Source organism: Planktothricoides sp. SR001 (assembly GCF_001276715.1).
Lineage (GTDB): Bacteria > Cyanobacteriota > Cyanobacteriia > Cyanobacteriales > Laspinemataceae > Planktothricoides > Planktothricoides raciborskii.
The window spans coordinates 8,856-33,513 of sequence record NZ_LIUQ01000043.1 but is presented as its reverse complement, the minus strand read 5'-3'; the positions used below and the strand labels follow the sequence as shown (position 1 = coordinate 33,513).

Below are 24,658 nucleotides of genomic sequence, written 5' to 3'. Positions count from 1 at the left end.
ATTTATGTTTCCGGCATAACGCACCAAAGACATAAAAACGGTGCGTTAGACGCTGAGTAACGCACCCTAACAATTTCTAATGTTACTTAATCATAAGGAATAAAAATTATGTGGCTTTGGTTTAGCTGGATTGTTTCAATGTTCGATTCTCTTTTTGGCAACTATCCTTGTATTCCCGATCGCTGGGGAGAACAGGATCAGCTTGATGACGAATCCGTCAAATATATTCAATGGTTCAAAGAGTTATTGCTGAAACTAGCGCCCCAACTCCTTGACCAGTTAAATCGCTCGGTCATTCCTGCGGCGATCGAAGCCAAAAAAATCGCCAATAAACTCGAATCTCTACAACAGCAAAAAACTGAAATTCTTCCAGAAATTGCCGATGCCAAAAAGCGCGTCAAGCGAAATTGGCAAAAAATGCCAAAACTTGAGGAAAAATCTTGGTTACATATTGTATTTCCCATTGGCTTGTCTCTCATGCTAGTTCTGGGAATTTCAGAAATTCTCGGCATTGATATTCAAAGTTTGACTCCCGATCAATATCCTTTATTTATCTTAGGCTTAGGGGGAGCAATTTTCATCAACATTGCCGAAAGTGAATCCATCACTCTCCATGTGCAATATATCCATGCCAGCAAAAAAGGTGCCGCCAAAATTCCCTTTTGGCAACTAATGAAAGAAGGTCATCCTGCTTTTTATTTAGCCCTAGTGATTATCATACTCGAAATTGCCTTTGCGACTCCTGGACTGCTGAACCTTTTGCCTCCAAGTCTCAGCGAAAAATTGCTTTGGCAACTGGTTGTTATGTTGGGTGCAGGTTTAGCCGCTTTAGTGAATGTCACTCTCGCTTGGGGCGCAGCGTTACCCAAACTAGAAAACAAAGAAGAAAAGCTGAAAATTGTGGAGGAAATTGAAGAGAAAAATCATCAAATTAATCGCCAAGTCCTAGTGCTTCACAATCTGGAAGAACAAATTCAGGAAACAAAACAGATCCTTTCAGATAGAACAGCGCGGGCAATTAGAGAACATCGCCGCTGGGAATTGTCTGTCAAACACTGTATGCGCTGTTATCGTCAAGCAGTTAAAAAGTTCTATGAACAATATCGGGAAATACAATTAGAAAATGCTAATATTTATGCTTATGACAAAAGCAATATTGAGCAAGGAAATGGACATAAAACACCCTTGAATAAGGAGCGATAAAAAATTACCTTTGTTCAATATATGCTAGAGACAACGCATTGCCGGTAATTATGGGTTTTGCTGGAAAAAACGGTGGTTTAGGACACAGTGCAATGCTGTGTCCATACGAGAAATATTTGCCGGTCATAAAATAGATGAGCAATTCTCAAACCCCAGAAACCGGGTTTCTTTTCCGCTAATCACAGTTATCTTTGTTTCTCACAACAGAAACCCGGTTTCTTTTGTGAGAAACCCCCAAACTCCAGAAACCGGGTTTCTTTTCCGCTAATCACAGTTATCTTTGTTCCCCACAACAGAAACCCGGTTTCTTTCACCCCAAAATACAGATCAAAAAAAGGCGATCGCGCCTTATATCCTTAACCTCAAACCTAGGGACACGGCACAGCACTGTGTCTTTTTTTTACGGCCATTTATTATTAAATAAGATGATATATTTGCAATAAAATTAATTGATTATTTTGATGATTTATGGTTTAATAATATTAAATTAATATGCCATAAACTTATGACGAAAAAAGCCGATATTGGCAGTAAACGGTTAATTAGCCTAGAACCGGAAAAATGGGTAAAGTGGCTAACTTCCTTTACTGATGTACAAGTCCGAGAAATTGTGAACTCGGAATTCCAATGGATTAGCCGAGAAAGTGATGTATTAATCCGCGCTTATACCCCCGAATATGGGGAATTCTTGCTAATCAATGAGTTACAATTATATTACACCGGAAAATTGCCGCGCCGCATCCGAGCTTATGCTGGGTTGGCGGAAGAAAAGTATCAGCTACCTGTCTATCCGGTACTGGTGAATATTCTTCAAAGTAGTTATGCCAATATTCCCCAGAGTTACTTTTCGGAATTTGCCGGATTACAAGCGCGTCAAGATTATCGAGTAATTAATCTGTGGGAGGTGAATGCGGAGATAGTTTTTGAGCGATCGCTGACCGCACTTTTACCCTTTGTCCCGGTATTAAAAGGAGGTGGGGAAGAATATACAGTAGTAGGGTGGGCATTGCCCACCCTACATTTACTCCTATAAAAGTGCTTTCGGTAGCCTTCGGTAGGGTGCGTTAGCGACAGCGTAACGCACCGAATATAATAATAGCAAAAAGCCAAAATTAATTTACGATCGTCTATTGGTGCGTTACGGCTGGATTTGCAACTAATCTGTAAAATTCCCAAAATTATTGCCAGTAGGGTGGGCATTGCCCACCAAATCAGAGTTGTTGACCAGATTGGTTATTGTGGGCGATACCCACCCTACTCGCCTACATAATCAATAATGTCCGAAAAAGCAGGAATTTCTGTGGAACACCCCTGACATTGACACGCCCAATCTTCCGAATACATTCCCTGCGCCACATAACACGAAAAACTCGAATATTCCCAAGCGTGAGGGCAAGCAACCAGACCATGCTTAACCGGATTGTAATGGATGTAATCCAGATAGTGATTGACCTGCTGCCGATCGCACAAACTGCGCTCCCAAAACCGACGCTGCCATACATCCCGCTCTCGGTGCTTCCGACGAGAAGCAGAGAGATTCTGGGACATTTCAGCATTGCCACGCAGAGCGCGAGTAAACAAAACTTTCATCCGACCCACACGAGCAGAATAGTTACAGTCCTGTTCTGGCAATTGCCACAGAAAATGGAGATGATCCGGCAGAACAACCGCAGCTATAATGTTGAACGATCGCTCTTCTTTGGTTTGAGCAAGGGCATTGCGAGTTGGATATTATGTGGGCTTTGAAAGAGGGGTTGACGTTGATAGGTGACACAAGTGATAAAAATAATGCTGGCAGGAATCCGAGCACGGCGATATTGAGGCACGATCGGCGATTTTTTTGATGTTTGGGTTAAGTGTTGGTGGGTAATACCCACAAAAATTCAGGATATCGCAACCTTGGTAGGGTGGGCATCGCCCACCATTACCCAACATATCGCGATCCTGATTTGGTGGGCGATGCCCACCCTGCGCTCTGATTTGGTGGGCAATGCCCACCCTAGTATTGTTCGGCAATTTTTTCTCTCACCCAAGCGCGAAACGCTTTCATAGTTTTATTTCTCCCCTCAATTTTACTTTGTTCTAGATATTGGGGAATCACTTCACCCACAGGCAACCCAGGAAAATGAAAACTTTCATTACCTTGAATATATTCCCCCTCTTGTAAGACATTAATCTCTAATTTTGTGCCATTAAACCGCCACAATTCTTTCACTCCTAATGCCTCATAATTATTAAACCTCGTCCGGGAGGTAATATCAATCTCGATCGCTAAATCTGGAGGCGGGTCTATAGTTAAATCAATGCGCTTTTTCCCCCGGACATATGCCTCGTTTTCGATATAGAAACAGTCGTCTGCTTCTAAGCCTTGTTTCATGCTTTCGCTTTTAAAGGTGGTTGACCCTAAACTCCAAAATTCTAGATTCAGTTCTTCTAGAATAATTTTAATCAAATCGCCAATAATCACTTTATTTACTTCATGTTCGGGCAATGGCACCATGATTTCTAAGACTCCCTGACTGTAATTAATTTTTCCTCTCTGTTTTTCCCCAAATTCTTCTAGCATTTGTTCATACATTTGCCAGCTAATATCGGTCATTATGATTTGCTGACCGGGGGGAACGACGATTTGTTTGAGTTGGACTTGCATGGTTTTTACTCCCAAGTTTTTATTCCAAGTTTAACCATTTTCCTACAAAGCCAGAGAAAATATCTGCTCTGCGGATAATTTGAATTCGGGCAAAGTCGGGGAAACAATTGGACTATTGTCTGTAAAAGGATTCATCTGGTACTCTCCGTCAACCATAAGACAAACAAAAATGGTGGGTTGCTTGGGATTACCAATAAACTTTCTCGCTCCCAATGCGGCATAATCAATAATCCAATATTCTTCTATGCCCATTTCTTCATAATCTCTAAGTTTATTATAGTAATCGTCACGCCAATTCGTTGAAACCACTTCTACAATTAATTTAATTGAATCAAGATTTTGGATAATCGATTCGCTTTCCCACCGAGGTTCTGCCCCAATAACTTCTTGGTTCAATACGATAATGTCCGGCTCGTAACCCGATATTTCCCGTTTAGTTTTGACAATCGATTCCCTAGGAATAGTCCAAATTCCGCCTTTGCCCATCTGTCTGATAGTTATCAATATTTGCTCGATTAGAGCCCCGGTTAGGTTTGAATGTTTTCCCTTGGGCTTGGGCATTTCTATAATCACTCCATTATGTAGTTCGTAGCGGACTTTTGAGTTTTCGGGATACCAGCTTATAAACTCATCAAAGCTGTATATTTTGGTTTCGGCTTGGGCTTGAGTCATAATTTATTTTTAGGTTATTTATATTTATAGCTATCTGTAGGTGGGCAATGCCCACCACAACCCAACATATTGCGATCGTGATTTGGTGGGCAATGCCCACCCTAATATTTATTTTTCGGCATTTTGTTCTCTTACCCAAGCGCGAAAGGCTTTCATGGTTTTATTTCGTCCTTCAATTTTACTTTGTTCTAGATATTGGGGAATTACTTCAGCCACAGGCAAACCCGGAAAATGCGGACTTGCTTCATACTGCATATATTCCCCATCTTTTAAGACATTAATCTCTAATTTTGTGCCATTAAACCGCCACAATTCTTTCACCCCTAATGCCTCATAATTATTAAATCGAGTCCGAGAGGTTATATCAATCTCGATCGCTAAATCTGGGGGCGGGTCTATAGTTAAATCAATGCGCTTTTTCCCCCGGACATATGCCTCGTTTTCTATATAGAAACAGCTATCGGCTTCTAGTCCTTGTTTCATGCTTTCACTTTTAAAAGTGGTAGAAGCGAGATTTCTGAACTCAATTTCTAGTTCTTCCAGCAAAATCTCGACCAAGTTAGTGATAATGGTTTTATCATCTTCATGTTCGGGCAATGGCACCATAATTTCTAATACTCCCTGACTGTAATTAATCCGCGCTCCGCGTTTTTCCCCAAATTCTTCTAGCATTTGTTCATACATTTGCCAGCTAATATCGGTCATTAGGAGTTGCTGACCGGGGGGAACGACGATTTGTTTTAGTTGGACTTGCATAATTTTTACTCCCAAGTTTTTATTTCCAGTTTATCCGACGGCAAATTCTGTATATTGGCGCATTTCTGGGTCGCAAAACCCCAAGACAATCTGGTCTTTTCTGATACCATATTGTAACAGATCGTTGGCAATTCCATCTTCAGTGCCGTCTCTTTGAATCCAAATTTTTCCGGCGATAATTTCCAGATGAATCAAACAGCCATGAACGCGCTTGATGCCTTCCCATCCCACAATTACTAATAAATAGCGATCGCTGGCTCGATCAAACACAGTTTTTCTGTCAATTTCTCCATAGGAGTATGGTATTTGGGCGTATTCTGTTAAAATGTTACAGATAATATCTCTCATTTTATCTAAGGAATCCATCGCACAATTTCCTCCTGTTTTGGATTAAAAGGAAAGCTATCGGTATGGTGGGCTGGCATAAAAAAAGCCCACCCTATTATTTTATGATTATAACTGATTATAACTATAAATCACAGTTTTTGCCCAGTTTTGCACCGTTACAGAAAGCCATTTTCGGCTAAAAATGCCGGGGTAATTTCATCGATTTGAGCCATATTTGCGGTAGTTTCAGGGAAGTCCGACCATTGAGCATAACCGGCAGAACGGGCAGCTAAGGCACCAATGCTAGAACTGATAAATTTAACCGCATATTTGGCTAAAATATCGCTTTCTAAGTTTACCCAACTTCCGGGTAATAGATATTTAAGATTAGTTTGTTCGTAAGTATGCGGAATTACCGCGACTTTAAACCAACGACTATCAGGGTCACAGTCCGCTACGGTTAAGCTAATTCCGTTAACGGCAATGCTGCCTTTAGATACAATATAGGGAGCAATTTGTGTTTGCCAAAGATGCTGCCAGCGATCGCCTGAAGTAAAAGTAATTTCCCAAGAATTTGCCGTTTGGACGACTTCTTGGAGACAGCCAATGCCATCGACGTGACCGGACACGAAATGACCGCCGATTTTGCTGCCCACGCGCAGGGAGGTTTCCAGGTTGACCCAGGAATTTTCTTGGCGACCGAGGGTGGTGCGTTTCAGGGTTTCCGGGGAGGCACTGGCAATAAATCCTTGAGGTAAAATAGTTTCTACAGTTAGACATACTCCGTCTACGGCTACGCTGTCACCGATCGCTAAATCGGGCAAAATTAGCTCGGATACCGAGGGATTGGCAATTGTAATTTGTAGTTGTTCTGTTCCCAGGGATTTCACCGTCCCGAGTCCTTGAATTAATCCGGTAAACATGATTGGGGAAATGGTTGAATATTTTTTTTCATCTTATGCTGATTATGCTGATGTTCCCCAGTGAGGTTAACTGGAGGCGATCGCCGCCCTGGGGAGGTAGTACAGTTTTCGATCCAGGGATCTGGGATTAAATTTTCTATCGGCACCCAGATCGAGGCATACTGGAGTTGGATTTAAAAATATAACGACCCATCAGTTGATGAGTTCACCCGTTTGCTGACTACGTTTTAACGAGGCTGAGTCGATGATTGAAATGAAAGTTGCCGGAATCGCGCTGGATGCCGCCACTCGGACGCCAATTGTCCTGCTCAGAGATCACGAGGATCGCAGGGCTCTACCGATTTATATTGGTCAAGACCAAGCAAGATCGATTATCAGCGCGTTGGAAAATCACAAGCCCCCAAGACCCCTGACCCATGACCTCATGGTGAATATCCTGGAAGAATGTGATTGGACGATCGAGCGGATTATCGTTCATGCTTTACAGGACAATACTTTTTATGCGGTGCTGACTTTAAAGCATGGTGAGATGAGAAAAGAGATTGATGCTCGTCCGAGTGATGCGATCGCTTTAGCCCTGCGAACTGATTCGCCCATTTGGGTGATGGAAGAAGTGGTTGCCGATGCTTCAATTCCTGTTGACCGTGATGCAGATGAGGCGGAACGGCAAGCCTTCCGAGATTTTGTGGCGAATCTTAGCCCTGAAGAATTGATTAAGCGAGCAGGCTTTACCAGAAAGGATGACGAATAATTTTTGCCAATTTGTCCTGAGTTTCAGGGTATTCGTTTTTTAGCTATTAAGAAATTGACCGTTGCAGCTAACAGCCAATTTCTTAATAGTCAATTTTTTAGGAATTTTTAGGAATTTTTAGGGCTTTTTAGGGATTTTTAGGGTGGGCTGGTTTTTGAGTGATGCAATATCGTCGATTTGGTAAAACTAATCTGGATTTATCGGTATTTTCCCTGGGGACTATGCGATATTTAGCTTCTGAGGAAAATGCGATTAATACTATATATAAAGGTGTCGGTTTGGGGATTAATCACTTGGAAACCGCACCGGGTTACGGCAATAGTGAGAAATATCTCGGTTCTGCCCTATCCAATGGGTTGCCGCGATCGCGCCAGCAATTGTATATTACCAGTAAAATATCTCCGGGAATCCCAGCAGCAAAAATCAGTGAGGCGATCGATCTATCTTTAACTCGACTTCAGACCGATTATCTCGACTGTTTGGCCATTCATGGGATTAATACTCAGGAACATTTAGACAATGTTTTACATTCGGAATATATCAAAGCCCTCCAAGGTGCGATCGCCGATGGTCGGGTAAAACATTTAGGATTTTCCACTCATGGTTCTCTGGAATTAATCTTAGCAGCCATCCATACTGATTTATTTGCATTTATCAATTTACACTACTACTATTTTTTTCAACGCCACGCCCCTGCCGTAGCCTTAGCCCACAAAAAAGACATGGGCATCTTCATCATTTCCCCAGCAGACAAAGGGGGTAAACTCTATCAACCATCCGCAACTCTCCAGCAACTTTGTCAACCTTTTTCTCCCCTAGAAATCAACTATAGATTTTTACTCAGCAACCCCCAAATTACCACCCTCAGTTTTGGCCCTGCCAACCCCGAAGAACTGGAAATTTTATCAAAAATTGCTGATAAAACCGAATTTTTAACCCCTGCTGAACAAGAAACATTTCACAGACTAGAAACTCATGCCAGCCAAACCTTAGCATTAGATTACTGTCATCAATGCTATGCTTGTTTACCCTGTCCAGAAACCATTAATATTCCCGAAATATTGCGCCTAAGAAACCTCACCGTTGCCTATAACATGACCGACTATGGTCAATATCGTTATCGAATGTTTGAAAATGCCGGTCATTGGTTTCCCGGAAACAAAGGCAACAAATGCACCGAATGTGGAGACTGTTTACCCCGCTGTCCGCACAAGTTAAATATTCCCGAACTTTTGCAACACACCCATCAGCAACTCAATGGCAAAAACGGTCGGAGATTATGGGAATAACATATTTTTCGCCATTTTAAATATACAAATATATCTGTAGGGGCGAAGCATGACCGCAGAAGAAACCGGGTTTCTGCCGATCAAGCAGGTTTCTGCGACAATCTAATTAAGAAACCCGGTTTCTTAAAAACAAAATTTAATCCGGTCATGCTTCGCCCTTTCCGTCAATCCAAATATAAATCGAAATACATCATAACCATGAGTGACAATATTCTAATTAATCTTAGAGAAGCCTTCTTAAATGCCCCTGGATTTTGGGAAAGCAATCTTTCAGAAAAACAGGGAAACTGGTGCAAATTCGTTGAAGGCATTGACAAAACCCGCACCGATGGCTATTCCATTGAAGGCAATTTTGTCAGTCAACTTGCCCAAGTCAAATATCAACAACCCGGACTCTATATTCATTGTCAAAAAAAAGGCGGCAAACCAGGACAACAAAAGCGACTTTATACCCTATTCATTCTCCAACATGATGGCACCGTAGAAGTGATTACCGAGTTGGCAAATTCTAGCAAAGATTGGGCGGTGGAACTATGGCCAGAAATTGAGGCTTATTTTGCCAAACAATCCAACTCTGTAGAACAGCGAAAACAACAGTTACGGGCAAAAATAGAATCCTTAGAATCTGAACTCAGCCAACTCAAAGCCCAACTAGCCGCTTTAGAAATTCAAGATTAGGTTGGTTTGAGGAACGAAACCCAACTAAATATTATGAAGATTATCTTATCAAGATTATCTTGTCTTTAATTTCCTTTTGATGTTACTTGAAGGACAATCAATATTGCCAAAAGCATTGAAAAATGAGATAATAAATTATCTGACCTTGGGTTTCGTGCCTCAACCCAACCTACGATATAGAAAACGGATAAATAAAATAAAAATAAAATCAAGATACTATGAAAATACATTCTCTGGAAATTCAGAATTTTAGAGCCATCAAAAACCTGTCTTTAGACTTTACCGACTATTTAGGTCGTCCTCAGCCCATTAATTTAATTGTTGGCCAGAATGGTTCTGGTAAAACATCAATTCTTGATGCCATTCATCTGATGGTCAAGATATTTGAAAATCCAGCCCAACCAGACTTAAGAGAAGGATTAGAATATAGTCCTCAACAATTGGTGAGAGGGCGAGGCAATATCGCCGATATCACCTTTGAATTTTCCATAGATAAAGAAGAAGCCCAAGCAATTAATCAAGTCTATGGTGCTTTAAATTTACCCCAACATTTTAATTTATCTGAAGAGGATATACCCCCTCTGAATATTCCCACACAAGTTCGTTGGCGTTATCCCAATCCCGATACATTAAGTATAAGTGCTTATGACTACCAATATTTAGATCCATCTGCGGTTAAAGTATTAGGTGCCAGAGGTCAAGCATCCCAGGCTAAATCCAGGGGTTTATTTTATGGTGATATTTTTGAGAAAATTGGGGGAGTCTGTTATTTAGACCAAAGACGGACAATTAGATTACATAAAAATTCTCTGTATCAACCAAATCAAATAAGCGATAAAGCTGATGTTTTATCTTGGCTGACTTTCTTTTATTTCAAACATATAAACTGGAATAAAGAAAAATATGGAGAGTCTTATTGGGAACGAATTAAAAGATTATTTAATAAAATATGTTATCCCGATGAAATGCTAGGGTTAGAATCTGGGCCAGACATTGATACGGTAATTTTCAAAATAAACGGCATGGAATACGACTTTTTACAAATGAGTTCAGGACAACATCAAATTATGCGAATTTTAGTCGGTTTAGCCGCTGAAAACGCGAAAAATTCTATTGTGTTAATTGATGAAGTTGAACTGCACTTGCATCCCACATGGCAAGAGAGATTAATTTATGTGCTACGAGAAGATTCTTCTAATAATCAATATATATTTACTACCCATTCTCCGGCAGTTATGAAATTATTTTATGATTCAGAAACGATCGCTTTAGGAAAATTGGAGGAAAAATAGTGGAGTTTTACGGAAATAAAGTATATATTCTCATCGAAGGTCAGCCGAATAGTCCAGAAATTCCTTTTCTGAAAACAGTCATTCGACAACTGATCAATAGATCCCAAATTTTTCATGTTGACTTTGACTTAATCGCGGTGGGAGGAAGTCAGGCATTTAATGCTATGGCAAGACTCATTTATGAAAAGAGTAATGTCCACAAAAGAATCCCGGTTTTGGCAATTACCGATCGCGACTTTAAAAGAGAACAAGATATCCAGCGAAAGCAACAAACAACCGATCACAATTTAGTCAACAACAATGTGGTTCGCGAACTATGTTGGCCCAGACATGAATGGGAAAATTATTTATTAGAAGAAACGGATATGCTTGCGGAAATTTTCAATCAACTACCAATCAGGCAATCAGGACAACCATCTTCCCCATCAAAAAAACCAAAATTATTTAAACGGAGAAATACCATTCTGAGCAAAACTCAGCTAGACAATTGGTTAAAGGAATATTTTCAGCATAAAATTAAAGATGAATTAATTGAGTGTTTAAAGTTTCGATTTAACACCGATAAAATTTGTCCTCAGCTAGAAAATGTTAGTAATGATGATATTTTAGATATAGCTGCCATAAAAAATTGGTTTTTGCGACCAATCGAGCAGAATTGTCAAGCGGAAATCCGTAGTCAACATATTGAAGAGATTAATTCCAGATTTGAGGATACTTTAGCTGAATTAGACTGGGAAACCTGGTTAAATAATCCTAGCTTGGTTGATTTTGACCAAGCCAAAAGATATTTTCGAGGCAAAGAAGCTTTTGAGAATTTATTTGAAAAATTAAATCAAGAAGTTGATTTGGTGCCAGGAAAGACATATCGTAACTTTATTAAAGAAATTATGTTACCAGAAATGGAACATCAGCCAGATTGTCTTTTAATTCAAGAACTGGGAACGATGCTTTTACCTTATTTTGAGATAGTCGCTTAATATCAAAATCCTACTGGATGATATATAATGCCTTTAATTATTTGTCCCGGATACCACGATCGCGCACTCAATGACGATTTCTTGCAACAGTGTCATTTCCCCTCAACGGCACAAATTTTAGTATTTCCAGCCCATCAGCAACCGGCTTATTCTCCTTTTCATGTTAGCCAATTTTTGCAAGCAAATCTAACCCCAAAAGCTGATCGTCCGCTACTATTTATCAGTTTTAGTGCGGGGGTTGTAGGGGCGATCGCGGCTGCGAAGAATTGGCAAGAATTGGGCGGCAATGTAAAAGGATTTATCGCCTTAGATGGTTGGGGAGTTCCGTTATTTGGCAAGTTTCCCATCCACCGTTTAAGTCACGATTATTTTACCCATTGGAGTTCAGCCCCCTTTGGGATTAAATGCCTGGGAGAAAGCAGGGATAATTTTTATGCTGACCCACCCGTAGACCATTTACAATTATGGCGTCAACCCGCGATAACTTGCGGCTATCAGGTGATGGGAAATGATGATTATGTCCCTAGAAAATTGACCACTGCCGCTGAATTTATCCGCGATCTTTATTGCCGGTATTTGGAATCACGGGGTTAAGGTGTTTAATCACTTTTTAGAGATTTGTCTTGGATAATTCAGGATGTTATCGGTGAGGTGCGATCGCCTAATTTTCTGTAGAAATAAATTTTGAATATTTCACCTATTATTGGTATCTACAGTTAGGCATAAAAGAGGCGATCGCACAGATTGAATTTTAAATTAAGCCCACTTTTATTGACGATTTTCTTTTTAGCGGAAAGATATTCACCGACTTAACTCAATATCAAACTTTTCTAATCACGATCTAAAAATTACATACCCAGGATTTTTTTCTTTTGCATGATAAATTATTCCTCTGTTAAAACTCCTTTTTGATACAAATCAGATAGTTTGCTTAATTCGTCTGAAGTTGAACTTTTTTGTGGATTCAGGGATTCTCGACGAATTTCGCGCATTCTTTTTTCAACGACTTCCTTGAACTCCCAAAATGTTTTATTGCATTCTTCTCCTCGAAAAGTTATGACGTTTTCTTGAGCATGCTTGACTTGATTGAGTTTTGGCACAAATCCCATATAGACAAATTCTAGGGTTCCATCTATAATACCACTGGCTTTATAATTGACACATGTAATCGATTCTACGGGAATTTTTACGTTATTTGCATCTTGGTCGAAAAAATTTAAAAATTGAAATTTTTTACCTTTTTTTATGAGTACATAGTCGTCAATCAAAGAAACCATACATCCGATTGTGTTTTTGGCGTGAGGAAAATCGAAAGATTCTTCTGTATCAGGTTTTATTTTTGATTTATTTTCTGCATTATTGGTTATGTCATTTCTATCTATTCGTTGTTTTTTAAAAAATTGCTTTACGACAGACTTAGCTTTCAAGATACTTTTACATAAGTCTATAACCTCAATTTTGCAGTACAAATAAAGATAAATTAAATAAACAATAATTCCAATGTCACCACTACTATTTATGGAATATCCCAATAAAGTCCCAACTAACCAAGCAATACCAGGAATTGTTTGGCCTTTATGTAATTGCTGAAATCCTGGAATAAACCAAAATCTAGAAGAATTCCTGGGTTGCATGATTAACCTCCAAATGCATAAATTTGCCAGTAATGGGGTAAACTTGAGTATCGGGGTTGAGTTCTTTAACTCTTGCGGCGACTACTTCGGCTTTATGTCTGCCAATGTCGGACTCGCGGAACAAAACCGATCGCGTCAAATTATGGATTTCAATCGTGTCGTAATCGATCGCCCAAATATGACCGACCCCCAAGAGTGCCAGATTTTTCAGCACCTCATTGCCCAGGGCACCACAGCCAAATACCGCTACTTTGGCATTAGCCAGGGTTTCTTGTTTCCAATTGGGAATCCGTTTCAGGCGATCGTACTTATCTTGCGGGGTTTCAGACATCAACATAAAACTGTCAGACCCAAAGAGTGAAGTAACAAATATCCTTTGCCTATGGTAAAGCGATCGCCCCATCAAAGAAAAGCGGAAAAAGACGGATCTTTTTTTAAGTTTTATTACCTGAAATTTTGCCACTTCAAAAAAGACGGGAAAAGACGGAAAAAAGACGGAAAAAAGACGGATATAAACCAAAAGACGGAAAAAGACGGGTATAATAATCACTGTTCTGTTAACTCTCAGATCATGGACATTGCCGCAGTCTTGGAATTTCTCGATGAGGTGGTACATCGCAATACGGGCAAACGTTTAAATAAGTTGCAGCGGGGAATTATTGAAGGAACCCTAAAGCAACAAAAGTATGCTGATATTGCAGATAATTACGATCTCAGCCCAGGTCATGTTAAGGATATGGGTTATGAACTATTGCAACTTTTATCGAATATTTTTGGCGAAAAAGTCACTAAAAATAATCTTGAATCTATCCTGGAACGGCAAGGAAATATAAATCTGTCTTTTGGAAATGAAAGTATTAATACTAACAATAGCAACATTATTGGTTCGATAAATATTTGCCCTAAACATCCTTCGGATATTGTTGATAATAATCCGCCTGTAAAAGCTGAGAAATCCCGTAGCAAAAATAAAGGTCATAGTCCAGCGATCGCCAAATTAAAGAAATTTGGCTTAACCGATGAACAAATAGCCGAAGCCTTGGGGCTACCATTGTCCGAAGTTAAACAAATTGATTCAATGTAGGGGCTTTCGCATTGGCGGATAAATCTCTCGGTTAAACCGAAAAATTATCGCCGCCAATGCGAAAGCCCCCAATTTTAATCCCATAATAAACTATTGATATGGTGCGTTACGGCGGCAGCGAAAATTAACATTTTTACCCGGAAATAATTGCCGCCTAACACACCCTAACTAGGCATTAGAAACCCGGTTTCTTTGGTTTCATTTGGTGGATTTAATTTTTCGAGGCACTAGAAACCGGGTTTCTTTGTCCGGGGTCGAGAGTTGTTTTTTTTACTATTTCCTATTCATATAGCGACCCTGAATCATTTTGGCAATGAATTCGACGTCCGCTCATAATAGACAACATCGCTTTGATAAGGTGTCGATCCCCCCAACCACCCTTAAAACCGCCTGCTCCGCACCGCAGCATAGCTGCGAACGGCTTTTAAGAATTCTGCAAGAAGTCTATTTTAATCATCACAATAGAGATTCACAAAATCGTAAAGATTCATTATGGATATTCCGGCAAAATTCTCTAAAACCAATAAATAAATCGCGATCGCCTGTAATCACAACTTCAACTTGAGCGGATAAAGCAGCCGCTAGAATATGATTATCCTTAACATCTCTTAACTCAGGGACATCAATGGAAATATTAGGGCAAAAATTGATAATTTCTGTTGCAGCATCCAATATATCTTCCACTGTTAAACCGAGAGATTGAATTTTTGAGTCAAATTTAGTCCGTCTTAAAGTGGCTTCTAATTCTTTAAATAAAGCCTCAGAAGCAAAAATTATAATTTGATGATTTTGAGCCAGTTGGATAATTTTACGGGGAACCCCTCCCCAGAGTAACCCTGATATCCAAACATTAACATCGACAACCACTTTCATGGATTACCCCATAATTCTTGTCTAACTTCTTTAACGACTTGACTAATTTCTGCTAAACTAGGTTGTTCTGGGTCGAGACCTGCTTCATCCACTCGTTGCCATAATTCATCTAAGGTTAATTTTTTTTAGTTTTGGTCAATTTGATTTCATTTTCGGTCAGAGAAATTTCATATTCGGTCAAAGGTTGAAGTTGTTTTAATATTTCTGAAGGAATCTCTAGTTTTCCTTCTGGAGTAACTATGGCAGTTAATTGTATAGTCATTGTTTTCTCCTGCTTTAACTTTACCTATTTCTTATTGTACCCCATCGATCGCATAATTAGTAGTATTGTAGGTTGGGCAAAAGTAAACCACAGAGACACAGAGGTTCACAGAGGGGATTGTATAAATTTTGAAATCCTCTGTGTTTCTCTGTGTCTCTGTGGTTTAAACCCCTAATTTCTTGCCAAATTTAACCCAGAAATCCGGTTGCTTTGGTTGCTATTTTTGTCTAGTTTGTGATACAATGCGATCAAAGTACCAGTTAATCCCAGGGCCGAGAATACTATGCAGTCGATTCAGTAAGGAAATTTCTAACCCAGGGGCGATCGCAAATACTTTTTTCTCAATTCCTTGGACGATTTCTTGGGCAACTCCTGCCGCTGTCCACATATCTGCGGTGGCAGTAATTCGTTTAGTTTCTTCCGGCTTAGTTTTATTTTCGGCAACCAATTGGGGGGTGTCCGTATCGGGGGGATAAACAATCGAAACATTAACCCCATAAACCTTCATTTCCCCACGCAAAGATTCGGCTAATCCCCGTAAGGCAAATTTAGTCGGGGAATAGGTGGTATAACCATAAATACCAATTAATCCCGCCCCAGAGGAAACTAACACAATATGCCCTTTTTTCCGTTCCAACATTTGCGGGACAACGGCCCGAATTGCGTAAAGGGTGCCAAAATAATTAATGGCCATTGTTTGTTCAAATATTTCGATCGCCTGGTCTTGAAAATATCCGGGCTGGGCAATTCCCGCAGAAGTAATTAAATAATCAACCGGGCCATTTTGCGCGATCGCTTTTTGAATAGCTGCTTCTATGTCTTCGCGGTGAGAAACATCAGCGGCAATAGTAACAACTTGCTGATTACTATTAACGCTGGCGGCTTCAATTTCCGTTTTAGCTTCAGCCAAAATGCTTTCTGTCCGGGCAATAATGGAAATATTTGCTCCTTTGCTGGCTAAAAGTTTAGCGGTGGCTTTACCAATGCCACTAGAACCACCTGTAATAATAGCGTGTGAATTATTAAAATTCATTTGTTATTGGTTGTTGGTTGTTGGTTGTTGGTTGGGGCCGCCATCGGCCGCCATCGGCCGCCATCGGCCGCCATCGGCCGCCATCGGCCGCCATCGGTGCAGGGGTGCAGGGGAGCAGGGGAGCAGAGGAGCAGAGGAGCAGAGGAGCAGAGGAGCAGAAGAGAAAAATATTCCCCCTCTTCCCCCTCTTCCCCCCCTGCCCCCTCTTCCCCCTCTTCCCCTACACCCTACACCCTACACCCTACACCCTACACCCTCTTAAAATTTAAGCGCTCATTGCATCAGCCGTTTCAAGTTTTGCCCATTCTTGCGCCAGGATATCCACCGTAGAACGGATTTGTTCTTCGGTATGAGTCGAGGTGACAAAGAAACGCAAGCGGGCAGTTCCTTCCGGGACACTCGGTGCGCCCAAGGGTTGCACATTAATACCGCGATCGAAAAGGGCCTGAGACAACTTAATACATTTATAAGTCTCCCCAACAATAATCGGAATCACCGGCGAACCGGCACTCATGCCGGTGTTGAGTCCCCGTTGCCGCGCTAAATCTAAAAACAGTTTGGCGCGTTGCTGGAGAATGGCGACTCGTTGGGGTTCCGCTTGCAGGACTTGTAAAGAAGCTAAGGCCGCCGCCGTATTTGCCGGAGACATTCCCACACTATAAACAAAGCCTGGGGCGGTGTATTTCAAGTATTCGACCAGTTCTTTACAACCGGCAATATAGCCGCCACAACTAGCAAAAGATTTGCTGAACGTCCCCATCCATAAATCCACATCCGCTGGATTAACCCCAAACATTTCCCCAATCCCCCGGCCATGTTTTCCCAAAACACCGATAGAATGGGCTTCATCTACCATGAGCAAGGTTTTATAGCGTTTGTTCAGTTCGATGAATTTGGGCAGTTCAGGAATATCCCCGTCCGTGCTGTAAACTCCTTCGATCACGATTAAGACTCGGTTGTAACGGTGGCGTCGATCGCCCAGAATAGACTCCAGAGCAACGTAGTCATTGTGGGGAAAAGCGATCGCCGTGGCGCCGGAAAGAATACACCCCTGCATAATACTGTTGTGGCTGAGGGAGTCGTGAACAATCAGGTCATTCTTGCCAAACAGATGGCCAATAGTGCTGACATTGGTACTGTGACCGCCAATGTAAACAATACTATCCTCAGCGCCAACAAACTCCGCAACGGCTTTTTCCAGTTCTCGGTGCAGGGGTTTTTCCCCGGAAGCAATTCGGCTGGCAGAAACCGAAGTGCCATAGCGATCGATCGCCTCTTTCGCCGCTTGGGACACCATCGGATCCCCGGACATTCCCACATAGTTGTAGCTGGAATAATTAATCAGTTCGCGACCACCAATCACAGTGGTATCATTACAGACTCGTTCTTGGACATTAAAATAGGGATTTCTCAGCCCTAACTGGGTAATTTGCTCTAATTGACCTTTGAGTTTGCGATATTCCGGGAAGCGATCGAACCGATAATATTGTTCGGGAACGTCATCACTGGATTCATCCATACTAGGTGCCCCATTTGCCATCAGTCCGTTTGTGGCTGCCCCATTTGTGTCATCGGGAGTCTGGGGTCTATCTTGATTCGCCAAATACAACGCCAAAGCCTGAATATTAGGATAATCCCACAGCAGAGTGGGATCGAGCCTCCGTCCGAGGAAATTTTCCAGATTCCCAGACAGGTTAACCGCCTCGATCGAATTCAGGCCATATTCAGTAAAATCTTTGTGGATCTCTATTTCTTCAACGGGCAGATCCAAGCGTTCGGCCAATTGAGTCACTAACCAGCTAGTAATCGCTGTGGCATCATAAACGTCATCCGGTGACTGCGCGGTAGATTTTGACGCTCCCTTCGGTACGAGAGTGGCTGATTTCGTAGCTTTTTTGTTGATGTTTTGTTGGCTTAACTGGTTTAACTGGTTTAACAATTTCATGGTTCACTCCTCTGTTCAATCGACTCAAAAGGTCTTGCCAATGCTCACCCGGATTTCAGGTTACACAATAGCCTCGTACAAGATGCCAGCGACGATCGCTCGACGATCGCCTCTTTAATTTAGCGATAGTTTTCCGATCGGGGCTATTCCGCCCAGAAATAGCATGATGGTTATTTTGCCATGAAGACATAAAAGTAGCGAGGTAACTTGCGAAAATATACTCACTACATACTAGACCTCTTGCTTTCATAAATATCTCGATCCCCCCAACCGATGGCGGATCAAAGGGGGAATACATAAGAATTTTGCAACAGGTCTACTCACTACTTTCGGATCAGCCCTTCGGAGTAAACGAAATCCAGAGCAAAAATCCAGAGCAAAAATCCAGAGCAAAAATTAGGCATTGATTATAGGCATAAAAGCGATTGACAAAGCAATCAAAATGCCTATCTTTAACGGTTACAGAACATTTTCTCCCTTTCTCCCTTTCTCCCTTGGGCAAAAATTCCTCCTGGGAAAACTAAGACGTTGGCTTAGTTTTGGGTAGTTCCTTGGCGATTCGCGACTAAGCGCGATCTGGCGATCGCGTTGCGGAGCAACATCGCGGTAGCGTTGCGGAGCAACATCGCAGCAAGGCGTTGCGGAGCAACATCGCAGCAAGCAAGGCGTTGCGGAGCAACATCGCGATCGCTTCACGCACCCTGAAAGGGCGGACGGTTCAGTACGCGGGAGAAACCCAGACAGGTTTCAACTCGACCTTGGGTAAAGATCGCTAGATCAAGAGTCCGGCTATTCACTGTAATTTTATTTTTATTTAATTTTTTTATAACATTTGCCGTGCAGTTTTATGGTAAATCAGCCTGAGTCCCGAATCTTTTCCCAAACACAGACACGATCACCCTAGGGGCAATCGATCGATTGCCACCTATCCCACCTACCTACACCCAGGGTTTGATGCTGAAAATTTCGATCAGTTTATTTCGGTCAGTCTATTTTTGCGCGACTTCCGATCCCCCCAACTCCAGAAACCGGGTTTCTTTTTGGCAACAACAGTTAACTGTAATTAGCACAACAGCGAGTCCCGGTTTTTTTCTCTTTTTGGATTTATTCCAGCATTCTAAATAGTTGATGAAGTGGCTAAGTCAAAGGGAATAATAGAAAACATTTTGTTTTCTGTATATAATTTTACCAAGTGATTGCCCATATTTTCCCAGTAAGACTCTGGGGCAGAATCCAAAGAAGGTTGGATTTTTTCCAGCAACCGGGTCAAACAAATCACCAGCCATTCCCCATTGGCAAAAAATGAGTCTAAAGTTTTCCGATTATGCAGCCACATTTGCAGACAAGCCACTGCTGTATGTAAAATACAGTAAGTTTTGGCTAAATCAAATAGTTGGCTAGATTTGCTATATTTGGGGGTGTAAGCAATTCCTTGCTCGACTAAAAATTTATTTTGAATATGAATTAGTTGGTTGAGTAGATTAGTTAAATTCATAATTCGATCTATCACTTGAGATTCTGCTTCTGAATTAATCGGCAGGTCGGCTAAATCCGCTTCAGCTAATTCAATTCCTTGTAAAATATCATCTCGGCCTCGATTATACATTTCCAGCCGATTCGGTTCAAAATCTGGCAGAGGTTTTTCTAAGTTAAAGATGGTGCTGATTTTTTCACGAATGCCAGGATTTTCTGCAATATTTGTTTGGACATGATAGGTGGCTAATTGCTGAATTTGGAGGGCGATCGCGTGTAAATTGACTGCGGTCGAACCATCAAATACACTGATAATTGAATGGTCTCTAACTATTTTCTGGAAAATGCCATACCAATGTTCTTCGCGTAAATAGTAACGCGCCCCTAAAACCGCCGATATGCGCTGAATTACTTGTTCAACGGTAGTGGGAACAAAGTATTTAATAATCGATGAAAATAAACTCATTTGATCGGTAGCGACATGAAGCGATCGCACCGCTGCTAAAGAAACACATTCACATAATAAAATATCTACAAAAGCCTCAATTAAAGTTTTACGAGCGTGAGGAATATCCCAAACGGTGCTGCCATAAATATGGCGGGAAAAGACAAAATCCAAAGTAACTCTTAAAGCCGTATCCGCTTGAGCCAATGAAGGGGCAGCCCCAGCGTGTAAAGTCCGGGTAACTTGGAGAGCTTTAAGAATAATTTCTAAACCGGATCCGGGAGTAGAAATTAAAGCATTGGCAGGCAAAAAGCTATTTTGAAAATTGACCCCACCAATATTCGCCCCGCGCACTCCATGAGTTTTAATTTTATTCAGATGACTGAAAGAGTTGGGATATAACTTATCTTTTTCCACTAAAAAAACGGAAAATCCACGTGGTCCACCTTTGGGATTTGTGCGGGTAAAAACCGTTAAAGCCGTAGACAGAGTAGCATTGCCAATCAGCCATTTTTCGCCGGATAATAAATAGCCATTTTCCAGCACTTCTACAGCAGTTTCACTACTTAAAATATCACTCCCATGATTTTTTTCCGTTAAACCAAAGGAAATTTTTTCCTTATTTTTGATCCGTTGAGCGATTGTTTGCTTTTGCTCATCACTACCGGCAAGCCAAACGGGGGTTGCGCCTAAATAAGTCACTCCATGAGCGATCGCCACTGTTAAGTCTCGTCGGGCAATCACACGGGAAATTGCCAGAACCTCTTCAAAAGATTTGAGTTTTCCCCCGTAAGCAGCGGGAATATAATACAAATCTACATTCCAATCAGACAACAACTGACAAATATCTTCTGGATAGGCATCTTGCTCATCCAACTCTATGCAATGCTGGAAAGAAAATAAATTCTCTGGATTTAACGGATCGCCCAGATGCAATTCCAGTGCTTGAGCCGTTTGGTACTGTGTGAGCAAAGACATGAGAAAACCCCCAATCGCATGATCCCGGAACTGCGACCTATTCCTCCACAACATCCAAGGTGCCAGCCAGAAAATTGGCTCGACAAGCATGGCGCTGGATTTTTCCGCTAGACGTTTTGGGAATGCTGCCATACTTAATCAGGAATACCTGATAAACCTGGAGATCGTGATGGGATGAAACCGATCGCCGAATCGATTGTATCACCGCCTTTACCTCCCAGGAATAGTGCTGGGAAGGATCTTCTGATGAGAGCGCAGCTTGTCGCTTACGCTGTCGATAACGCCGTTCGACTTCAGCCACAATAATTAACCGTTCTTCCCCATCAATTTCCACAGAAAACGCCGCCGAACAAGTGGGGCGAATGGCTGGGTGACTGTGTTCTACGGTGCGTTCAATATCTTGAGGATAATGGTTATGACCGTTAACAATAATCAGGTCTTTGAGTCGTCCAGTGACATATAACTCGTCATTGTCCAAAAACCCTAAATCCCCAGTTCGCAGAAACGGGCCTTCCCCGGTATCTGCTAAATAAGCACCAAAAGCGTGACGGCTTTCTTCGGTTTTATTCCAGTAACCTTGGGCAACGCTAGGGCCTTTGATCCAGATTTCACCGACTTCCCCGGCAGTACATCGGGTCAGGGTTTCTGGATGGGCGATCGCGATTTGGTGATAGGGAATTTGCCGACCGCAACCGACTAGGGTCCGAGTGGTTAACTCTGGATTGGATTCTGGGGATACCGGGACAACCCAATTTTTCTCTAATGCCTCCGCTTCCAGGGTTTGATAAATCGGTAGGGCAGTTTTTGCGCCCCCGGAAACAATTAAAGTGGTTTCCGCCATGCCATAACAAGGATAAAAAGCTTCCCGCCGAAACCCGCATTCGGCAAAGGTAGTCGCAAACTGTTCTAAAGTTTCCGGGTTAATCGGTTCTGCCCCGTTAAAAGCCACTTCCCAAGAACTGAGATCCAGGGTTTGTTTCTGTTCTGGGGTAATTTTATTAATACAAAGTTGATAAGCAAAGTTCGGCCCGCCACTGGTGGTGGCTTGATACCGGGACACCGCTTGCAGCCAACGAAATGGACTTTGAAGAAAGACTAATGGGGACATTAAGACCACGGGAAATCCGGCATAAAGCGGTTGCAAGATGCCACCGATTAAGCCCATATCGTGATAGGGGGGCAGCCAAATCACGCCGCGACTTTGGGGCGAATGTCCAAAACAATGGGCGATCGCCTCTAGGTTATGGAGTAAATTTTGGTGAGAGATCATCACTCCCTTGGGGGTGGCCGTAGACCCAGAGGTATATTGCAGAAAAGCCAGGTGACGACTATTTACCCGTGGGTCTTGCCAAGAGTTTGCCTGAATAGGATCGATTTGATCCGTCGCCAACCATCCCAGAGTTTCCAATTCCGGGGCATCCGCTACCCTTTGGACCAAACTGGAAAAAATCGATGTGGTGGTCAGGGCAACCGCCGCCTGTGCATCGGTCAAAATTGATTGAATTCTGGATAGGGAACGATTTGGCCGTGGCGGATATGCCGGGACTGCCACCACTCCGGCAAATAGACAGCCAAAAAAGGCGCTAATATATTCGATTCCCGGTTGGTAAAGCAATAAAGCCCGGTCTCCCGGTTGACAAAACTGTTGCAATTGGCTGGCGATCGCCAGGGCTTGTTGTGCTAATTCTTGATAAGTCAGATCGACGGAAACCGTTTCTCCGTCAACTAAAAAGCGATAGGCAATTTGATCCGGTTGATGCAATGCCCTGTATCGGAGTATATCAACTAACGTGCTTGTTTTCAGCGGAGTTTCTAGAAAATTCATTCACAACTAGGTGATGCGTGTTAATATTTCTGGTTTAATTTATCTGAATTGGTGCCTGGAATAATCAGGAAAAAATCAACAACCGGGCTTTTTGGGCGCTAATTTTAAATCCGATGCTTTATTCATCGCTAAAAAAGAGAATCGCGAACGGTGGTCAGGTTGATTGTAGCTTAATTAGATAGAAATCATAAGTGATCCTGTGGATATTTCCTAGGATGAGCATCTCAAAACCGATTTTCTCAGGATATTAGTCAGCTATGAGCGATCGCATTTTAATTATCGGGGGCACCGGCAGAATTGGCAGTTGTGTAGCCCAGGATATTGCCCAACATACCGACGCGGAGATTACCGTGACTGGCCGAAAAGCCATTGCGCCCGGGGTGGGGGATTTCTCCGTTTTAGCATTGGATTTAGCCGATCGCGGGCAACTGCTTTCTTGCGATCGCTGGCCATAATTTAGTCATCAACTGTGCGGGGCCGTTTAGCTACCGGGATCGAAGGGTATTACAAACCTGCATTGAACAGGGAGTTAATTATATAGATGTGTGCGACGATCCCCAATTTTGTCACCAAGCCTTAGCCCTGAAAGAACAGGCGATCGCCGCTGGGGTAACGGCGATTCCCTCCGGGACGCTTCGCGAACGTCAGTAGTGGGGTCTTTCCGGGAATTTCCAACAGCATGACCCGACAAGCAGTAGAACAGTTAGACCAAGCAGAAAGTATTCATCTTAGTTATGTGGTCGCGGGGTCTGGGGGCGCTGGAGTCACGGTAATGCGAACCACCTTCTACGCCACTTGGCGCCAGGTGCTTTACTTGGGGAGACCCCAAGACCGCACTGGCTTCTCTACTTGGGGAGACCCCAAGACCGCAGTGGCTTTGGAATTACAACATTCCTTTGACGCTTGGATTGACGGACAATGGCAGCGGGTCAAGCCTTACAGCGATTCCCTCCGGGACGCTTCGCGAACGCGAAATCGTCGAATTTCCTGCCCCTTATGGTCGGGCTGGGGTTTATTGGTTCCAAACCATTGAGGGCGCTACCTTACCCCTGACCTTTCCGGTGAAAAATGTTGTCACCAAATTCGGGTCTGTCCCGGATTTTTATAATTACCTCACGGGGATGGTGGCCAAATTGCCCCCGAAAATCCTAGAAAATCCCCAAACTATTGAATTTTTATCTCAAGTCAGCTATGCCATGACTCAAATTACCGATAAATTTACCGGAGTTGGTCTGGCAATGCGGGCTGAGGTGTCGGGAACCAAAGCCGGTCAACGGGCAAAAGCGATCGCCACAATGGTGCATAAAAATACGGCGATCGCAGCCGGGGCAGGAACCGGCAGTATCGCCGAACTAATCTTAGCGGGAAAACTGCGACAGCCCGGAGTTTGGTTAGTCGAACAAGCCCTATCCACGGACTTATTCACTGAAACCATGCAACGGCGGCAAATTCCCATTGGATTGATGGTTGATGGTTGATGGTTGATGGTTGGTTGTTGGTTGATGGTTGGTTGTTGGTTGTTGGTTGGGGCCGCCATCGGCCGCCATCGGGCTTTTGGGGTGTAGGGTGTAGGGTGTGGGGTGTGGGG

The 24,658-nt window shown here is 42.4% G+C and carries 28 protein-coding genes and 1 pseudogene; 14 read left to right on the top strand and 15 right to left on the bottom strand.

Annotated features, from left to right (window positions below):
• Nucleotides 1-138: 138 nt before the first annotated feature.
• From AM228_RS21235 to AM228_RS21230, 3 genes are all read left to right on the top strand, one after another.
• Complete coding sequence (locus AM228_RS21235) at nucleotides 139-1,203, top strand: hypothetical protein (protein ID WP_156331952.1); 1,065 nt, start codon at nucleotides 139-141, stop codon at nucleotides 1,201-1,203.
• A 97-nt stretch (nucleotides 1,204-1,300) separates the two neighbouring features.
• The gene (locus tag AM228_RS33215) at nucleotides 1,301-1,471 is read left to right on the top strand and encodes a hypothetical protein (RefSeq protein ID WP_156331951.1); all 171 of its coding nucleotides are present in this window, start codon (nucleotides 1,301-1,303) and stop codon (nucleotides 1,469-1,471) included.
• A 237-nt stretch (nucleotides 1,472-1,708) separates the two neighbouring features.
• Nucleotides 1,709-2,236 (top strand): hypothetical protein, encoded by a 528-nt coding sequence (locus AM228_RS21230; protein WP_054468952.1) that lies wholly within the window; start codon nucleotides 1,709-1,711, stop codon nucleotides 2,234-2,236.
• A 221-nt stretch (nucleotides 2,237-2,457) separates the two neighbouring features.
• Here the strand turns inward: AM228_RS21230 and AM228_RS30060 are convergent.
• The 7 genes and pseudogenes from AM228_RS30060 to AM228_RS33210 form a co-directional block, all read right to left on the bottom strand.
• A pseudogene (locus AM228_RS30060) lies at nucleotides 2,458-2,913 on the bottom strand (transposase); the annotation flags it as partial.
• A 289-nt stretch (nucleotides 2,914-3,202) separates the two neighbouring features.
• Nucleotides 3,203-3,853 (bottom strand): Uma2 family endonuclease, encoded by a 651-nt coding sequence (locus AM228_RS21220; protein WP_054468950.1) that lies wholly within the window; start codon nucleotides 3,851-3,853, stop codon nucleotides 3,203-3,205.
• 42 nt (nucleotides 3,854-3,895) lie between these two features.
• The gene (locus AM228_RS21215; protein WP_054468949.1) at nucleotides 3,896-4,525 is read right to left on the bottom strand and encodes a Uma2 family endonuclease; all 630 of its coding nucleotides are present in this window, start codon (nucleotides 4,523-4,525) and stop codon (nucleotides 3,896-3,898) included.
• A 108-nt stretch (nucleotides 4,526-4,633) separates the two neighbouring features.
• The gene (locus tag AM228_RS21210) at nucleotides 4,634-5,281 is read right to left on the bottom strand and encodes a Uma2 family endonuclease (protein WP_054468948.1); all 648 of its coding nucleotides are present in this window, start codon (nucleotides 5,279-5,281) and stop codon (nucleotides 4,634-4,636) included.
• A gap of 30 nt (nucleotides 5,282-5,311) precedes the next feature.
• Nucleotides 5,312-5,647 carry a XisI protein gene (locus AM228_RS21205; protein WP_054468947.1) on the bottom strand — a complete coding sequence of 112 codons (336 nt, stop codon included), beginning with the start codon at nucleotides 5,645-5,647 and terminating at the stop codon, nucleotides 5,312-5,314.
• A gap of 137 nt (nucleotides 5,648-5,784) precedes the next feature.
• Nucleotides 5,785-6,531, bottom strand: a complete 747-nt coding sequence (gene ribE / locus AM228_RS21200) for a riboflavin synthase (protein WP_054468946.1) — start codon at nucleotides 6,529-6,531, stop codon at nucleotides 5,785-5,787.
• A complete protein-coding gene (locus AM228_RS33210; protein ID WP_156331950.1) occupies nucleotides 6,516-6,677 on the bottom strand; it encodes a hypothetical protein in 162 nt (53 codons plus the stop codon). The genes ribE and AM228_RS33210 overlap by 16 nt, the downstream gene beginning before the upstream one ends.
• Before the next feature lie 98 nt (nucleotides 6,678-6,775).
• On the opposite strand from AM228_RS33210, the gene AM228_RS21195 reads away from it, so the two are divergent.
• From AM228_RS21195 to AM228_RS21170, 6 genes are all read left to right on the top strand, one after another.
• The gene (locus tag AM228_RS21195; protein WP_054468945.1) at nucleotides 6,776-7,282 is read left to right on the top strand and encodes a bifunctional nuclease family protein; all 507 of its coding nucleotides are present in this window, start codon (nucleotides 6,776-6,778) and stop codon (nucleotides 7,280-7,282) included.
• A gap of 161 nt (nucleotides 7,283-7,443) precedes the next feature.
• Nucleotides 7,444-8,571, top strand: coding sequence for an aldo/keto reductase (locus AM228_RS21190; protein ID WP_054468944.1), 1,128 nt, complete (start codon nucleotides 7,444-7,446; stop codon nucleotides 8,569-8,571).
• Nucleotides 8,572-8,769: 198 nt separating this feature from the next.
• Entirely contained in the window at nucleotides 8,770-9,249 is a 480-nt protein-coding gene (locus tag AM228_RS21185; RefSeq protein ID WP_054468943.1) for a hypothetical protein, read from the top strand.
• Nucleotides 9,250-9,467: 218 nt separating this feature from the next.
• Complete coding sequence (locus AM228_RS21180; RefSeq protein ID WP_054468942.1) at nucleotides 9,468-10,541, top strand: AAA family ATPase; 1,074 nt, start codon at nucleotides 9,468-9,470, stop codon at nucleotides 10,539-10,541.
• Nucleotides 10,541-11,518: a hypothetical protein gene (locus AM228_RS21175; RefSeq protein ID WP_054468941.1), complete on the top strand. Its 978-nt coding sequence runs from the start codon at nucleotides 10,541-10,543 to the stop codon at nucleotides 11,516-11,518. Before AM228_RS21180 ends, AM228_RS21175 begins: the two co-directional genes overlap by 1 nt.
• A gap of 27 nt (nucleotides 11,519-11,545) precedes the next feature.
• Complete coding sequence (locus tag AM228_RS21170) at nucleotides 11,546-12,112, top strand: hypothetical protein (RefSeq protein WP_054468940.1); 567 nt, start codon at nucleotides 11,546-11,548, stop codon at nucleotides 12,110-12,112.
• A gap of 290 nt (nucleotides 12,113-12,402) precedes the next feature.
• On the opposite strand, the gene AM228_RS21165 is transcribed toward AM228_RS21170, so the two are convergent.
• Together AM228_RS21165 and AM228_RS21160 are read right to left on the bottom strand one after the other, a co-directional pair.
• Entirely contained in the window at nucleotides 12,403-13,152 is a 750-nt protein-coding gene (locus tag AM228_RS21165; protein ID WP_054468939.1) for a hypothetical protein, read from the bottom strand.
• The gene (locus tag AM228_RS21160) at nucleotides 13,130-13,483 is read right to left on the bottom strand and encodes a ThiF family adenylyltransferase (protein ID WP_231636890.1); all 354 of its coding nucleotides are present in this window, start codon (nucleotides 13,481-13,483) and stop codon (nucleotides 13,130-13,132) included. Before AM228_RS21160 ends, AM228_RS21165 begins: the two co-directional genes overlap by 23 nt.
• Before the next feature lie 51 nt (nucleotides 13,484-13,534).
• On the opposite strand from AM228_RS21160, the gene AM228_RS21155 reads away from it, so the two are divergent.
• The gene (locus tag AM228_RS21155) at nucleotides 13,535-14,236 is read left to right on the top strand and encodes a hypothetical protein (protein WP_231636891.1); all 702 of its coding nucleotides are present in this window, start codon (nucleotides 13,535-13,537) and stop codon (nucleotides 14,234-14,236) included.
• Between the two features lie 456 nt (nucleotides 14,237-14,692).
• On the opposite strand, the gene AM228_RS21150 is transcribed toward AM228_RS21155, so the two are convergent.
• The 6 genes from AM228_RS21150 to AM228_RS21130 form a co-directional block, all read right to left on the bottom strand.
• Entirely contained in the window at nucleotides 14,693-15,109 is a 417-nt protein-coding gene (locus AM228_RS21150; protein WP_197285355.1) for a putative toxin-antitoxin system toxin component, PIN family, read from the bottom strand.
• A gap of 115 nt (nucleotides 15,110-15,224) precedes the next feature.
• A complete protein-coding gene (locus tag AM228_RS34415) occupies nucleotides 15,225-15,371 on the bottom strand; it encodes a hypothetical protein (protein ID WP_197285354.1) in 147 nt (48 codons plus the stop codon).
• A 217-nt stretch (nucleotides 15,372-15,588) separates the two neighbouring features.
• The gene (locus tag AM228_RS21145) at nucleotides 15,589-16,404 is read right to left on the bottom strand and encodes an SDR family oxidoreductase (RefSeq protein WP_054468937.1); all 816 of its coding nucleotides are present in this window, start codon (nucleotides 16,402-16,404) and stop codon (nucleotides 15,589-15,591) included.
• Nucleotides 16,405-16,669: 265 nt separating this feature from the next.
• Nucleotides 16,670-18,349: an aminotransferase class I/II-fold pyridoxal phosphate-dependent enzyme gene (locus tag AM228_RS21140; protein ID WP_054468936.1), complete on the bottom strand. Its 1,680-nt coding sequence runs from the start codon at nucleotides 18,347-18,349 to the stop codon at nucleotides 16,670-16,672.
• A 1,117-nt stretch (nucleotides 18,350-19,466) separates the two neighbouring features.
• Nucleotides 19,467-21,377 (bottom strand): acyl-CoA dehydrogenase family protein, encoded by a 1,911-nt coding sequence (locus AM228_RS21135; protein ID WP_156331949.1) that lies wholly within the window; start codon nucleotides 21,375-21,377, stop codon nucleotides 19,467-19,469.
• A complete protein-coding gene (locus AM228_RS21130; RefSeq protein ID WP_054468934.1) occupies nucleotides 21,283-23,070 on the bottom strand; it encodes a fatty acyl-AMP ligase in 1,788 nt (595 codons plus the stop codon). Before AM228_RS21130 ends, AM228_RS21135 begins: the two co-directional genes overlap by 95 nt.
• 257 nt (nucleotides 23,071-23,327) lie before the next feature.
• Between AM228_RS21130 and AM228_RS36940 the strand changes: the two genes are divergently transcribed.
• Genes AM228_RS36940 through AM228_RS36925 form a run of 4 tightly spaced genes read left to right on the top strand, consistent with a single transcriptional unit; the run spans nucleotide 23,328 to nucleotide 24,548 of the window.
• A complete protein-coding gene (locus AM228_RS36940) occupies nucleotides 23,328-23,525 on the top strand; it encodes a saccharopine dehydrogenase NADP-binding domain-containing protein (RefSeq protein ID WP_322096550.1) in 198 nt (65 codons plus the stop codon).
• Complete coding sequence (locus AM228_RS36935; RefSeq protein ID WP_322096551.1) at nucleotides 23,488-23,721, top strand: saccharopine dehydrogenase NADP-binding domain-containing protein; 234 nt, start codon at nucleotides 23,488-23,490, stop codon at nucleotides 23,719-23,721. The genes AM228_RS36940 and AM228_RS36935 overlap by 38 nt, the downstream gene beginning before the upstream one ends.
• 28 nt (nucleotides 23,722-23,749) lie before the next feature.
• Entirely contained in the window at nucleotides 23,750-24,103 is a 354-nt protein-coding gene (locus tag AM228_RS36930; protein ID WP_322096549.1) for a hypothetical protein, read from the top strand.
• Nucleotides 24,104-24,131: 28 nt separating this feature from the next.
• A complete protein-coding gene (locus AM228_RS36925; RefSeq protein ID WP_082348988.1) occupies nucleotides 24,132-24,548 on the top strand; it encodes a hypothetical protein in 417 nt (138 codons plus the stop codon).
• Nucleotides 24,549-24,658 lie beyond the last annotated feature (110 nt).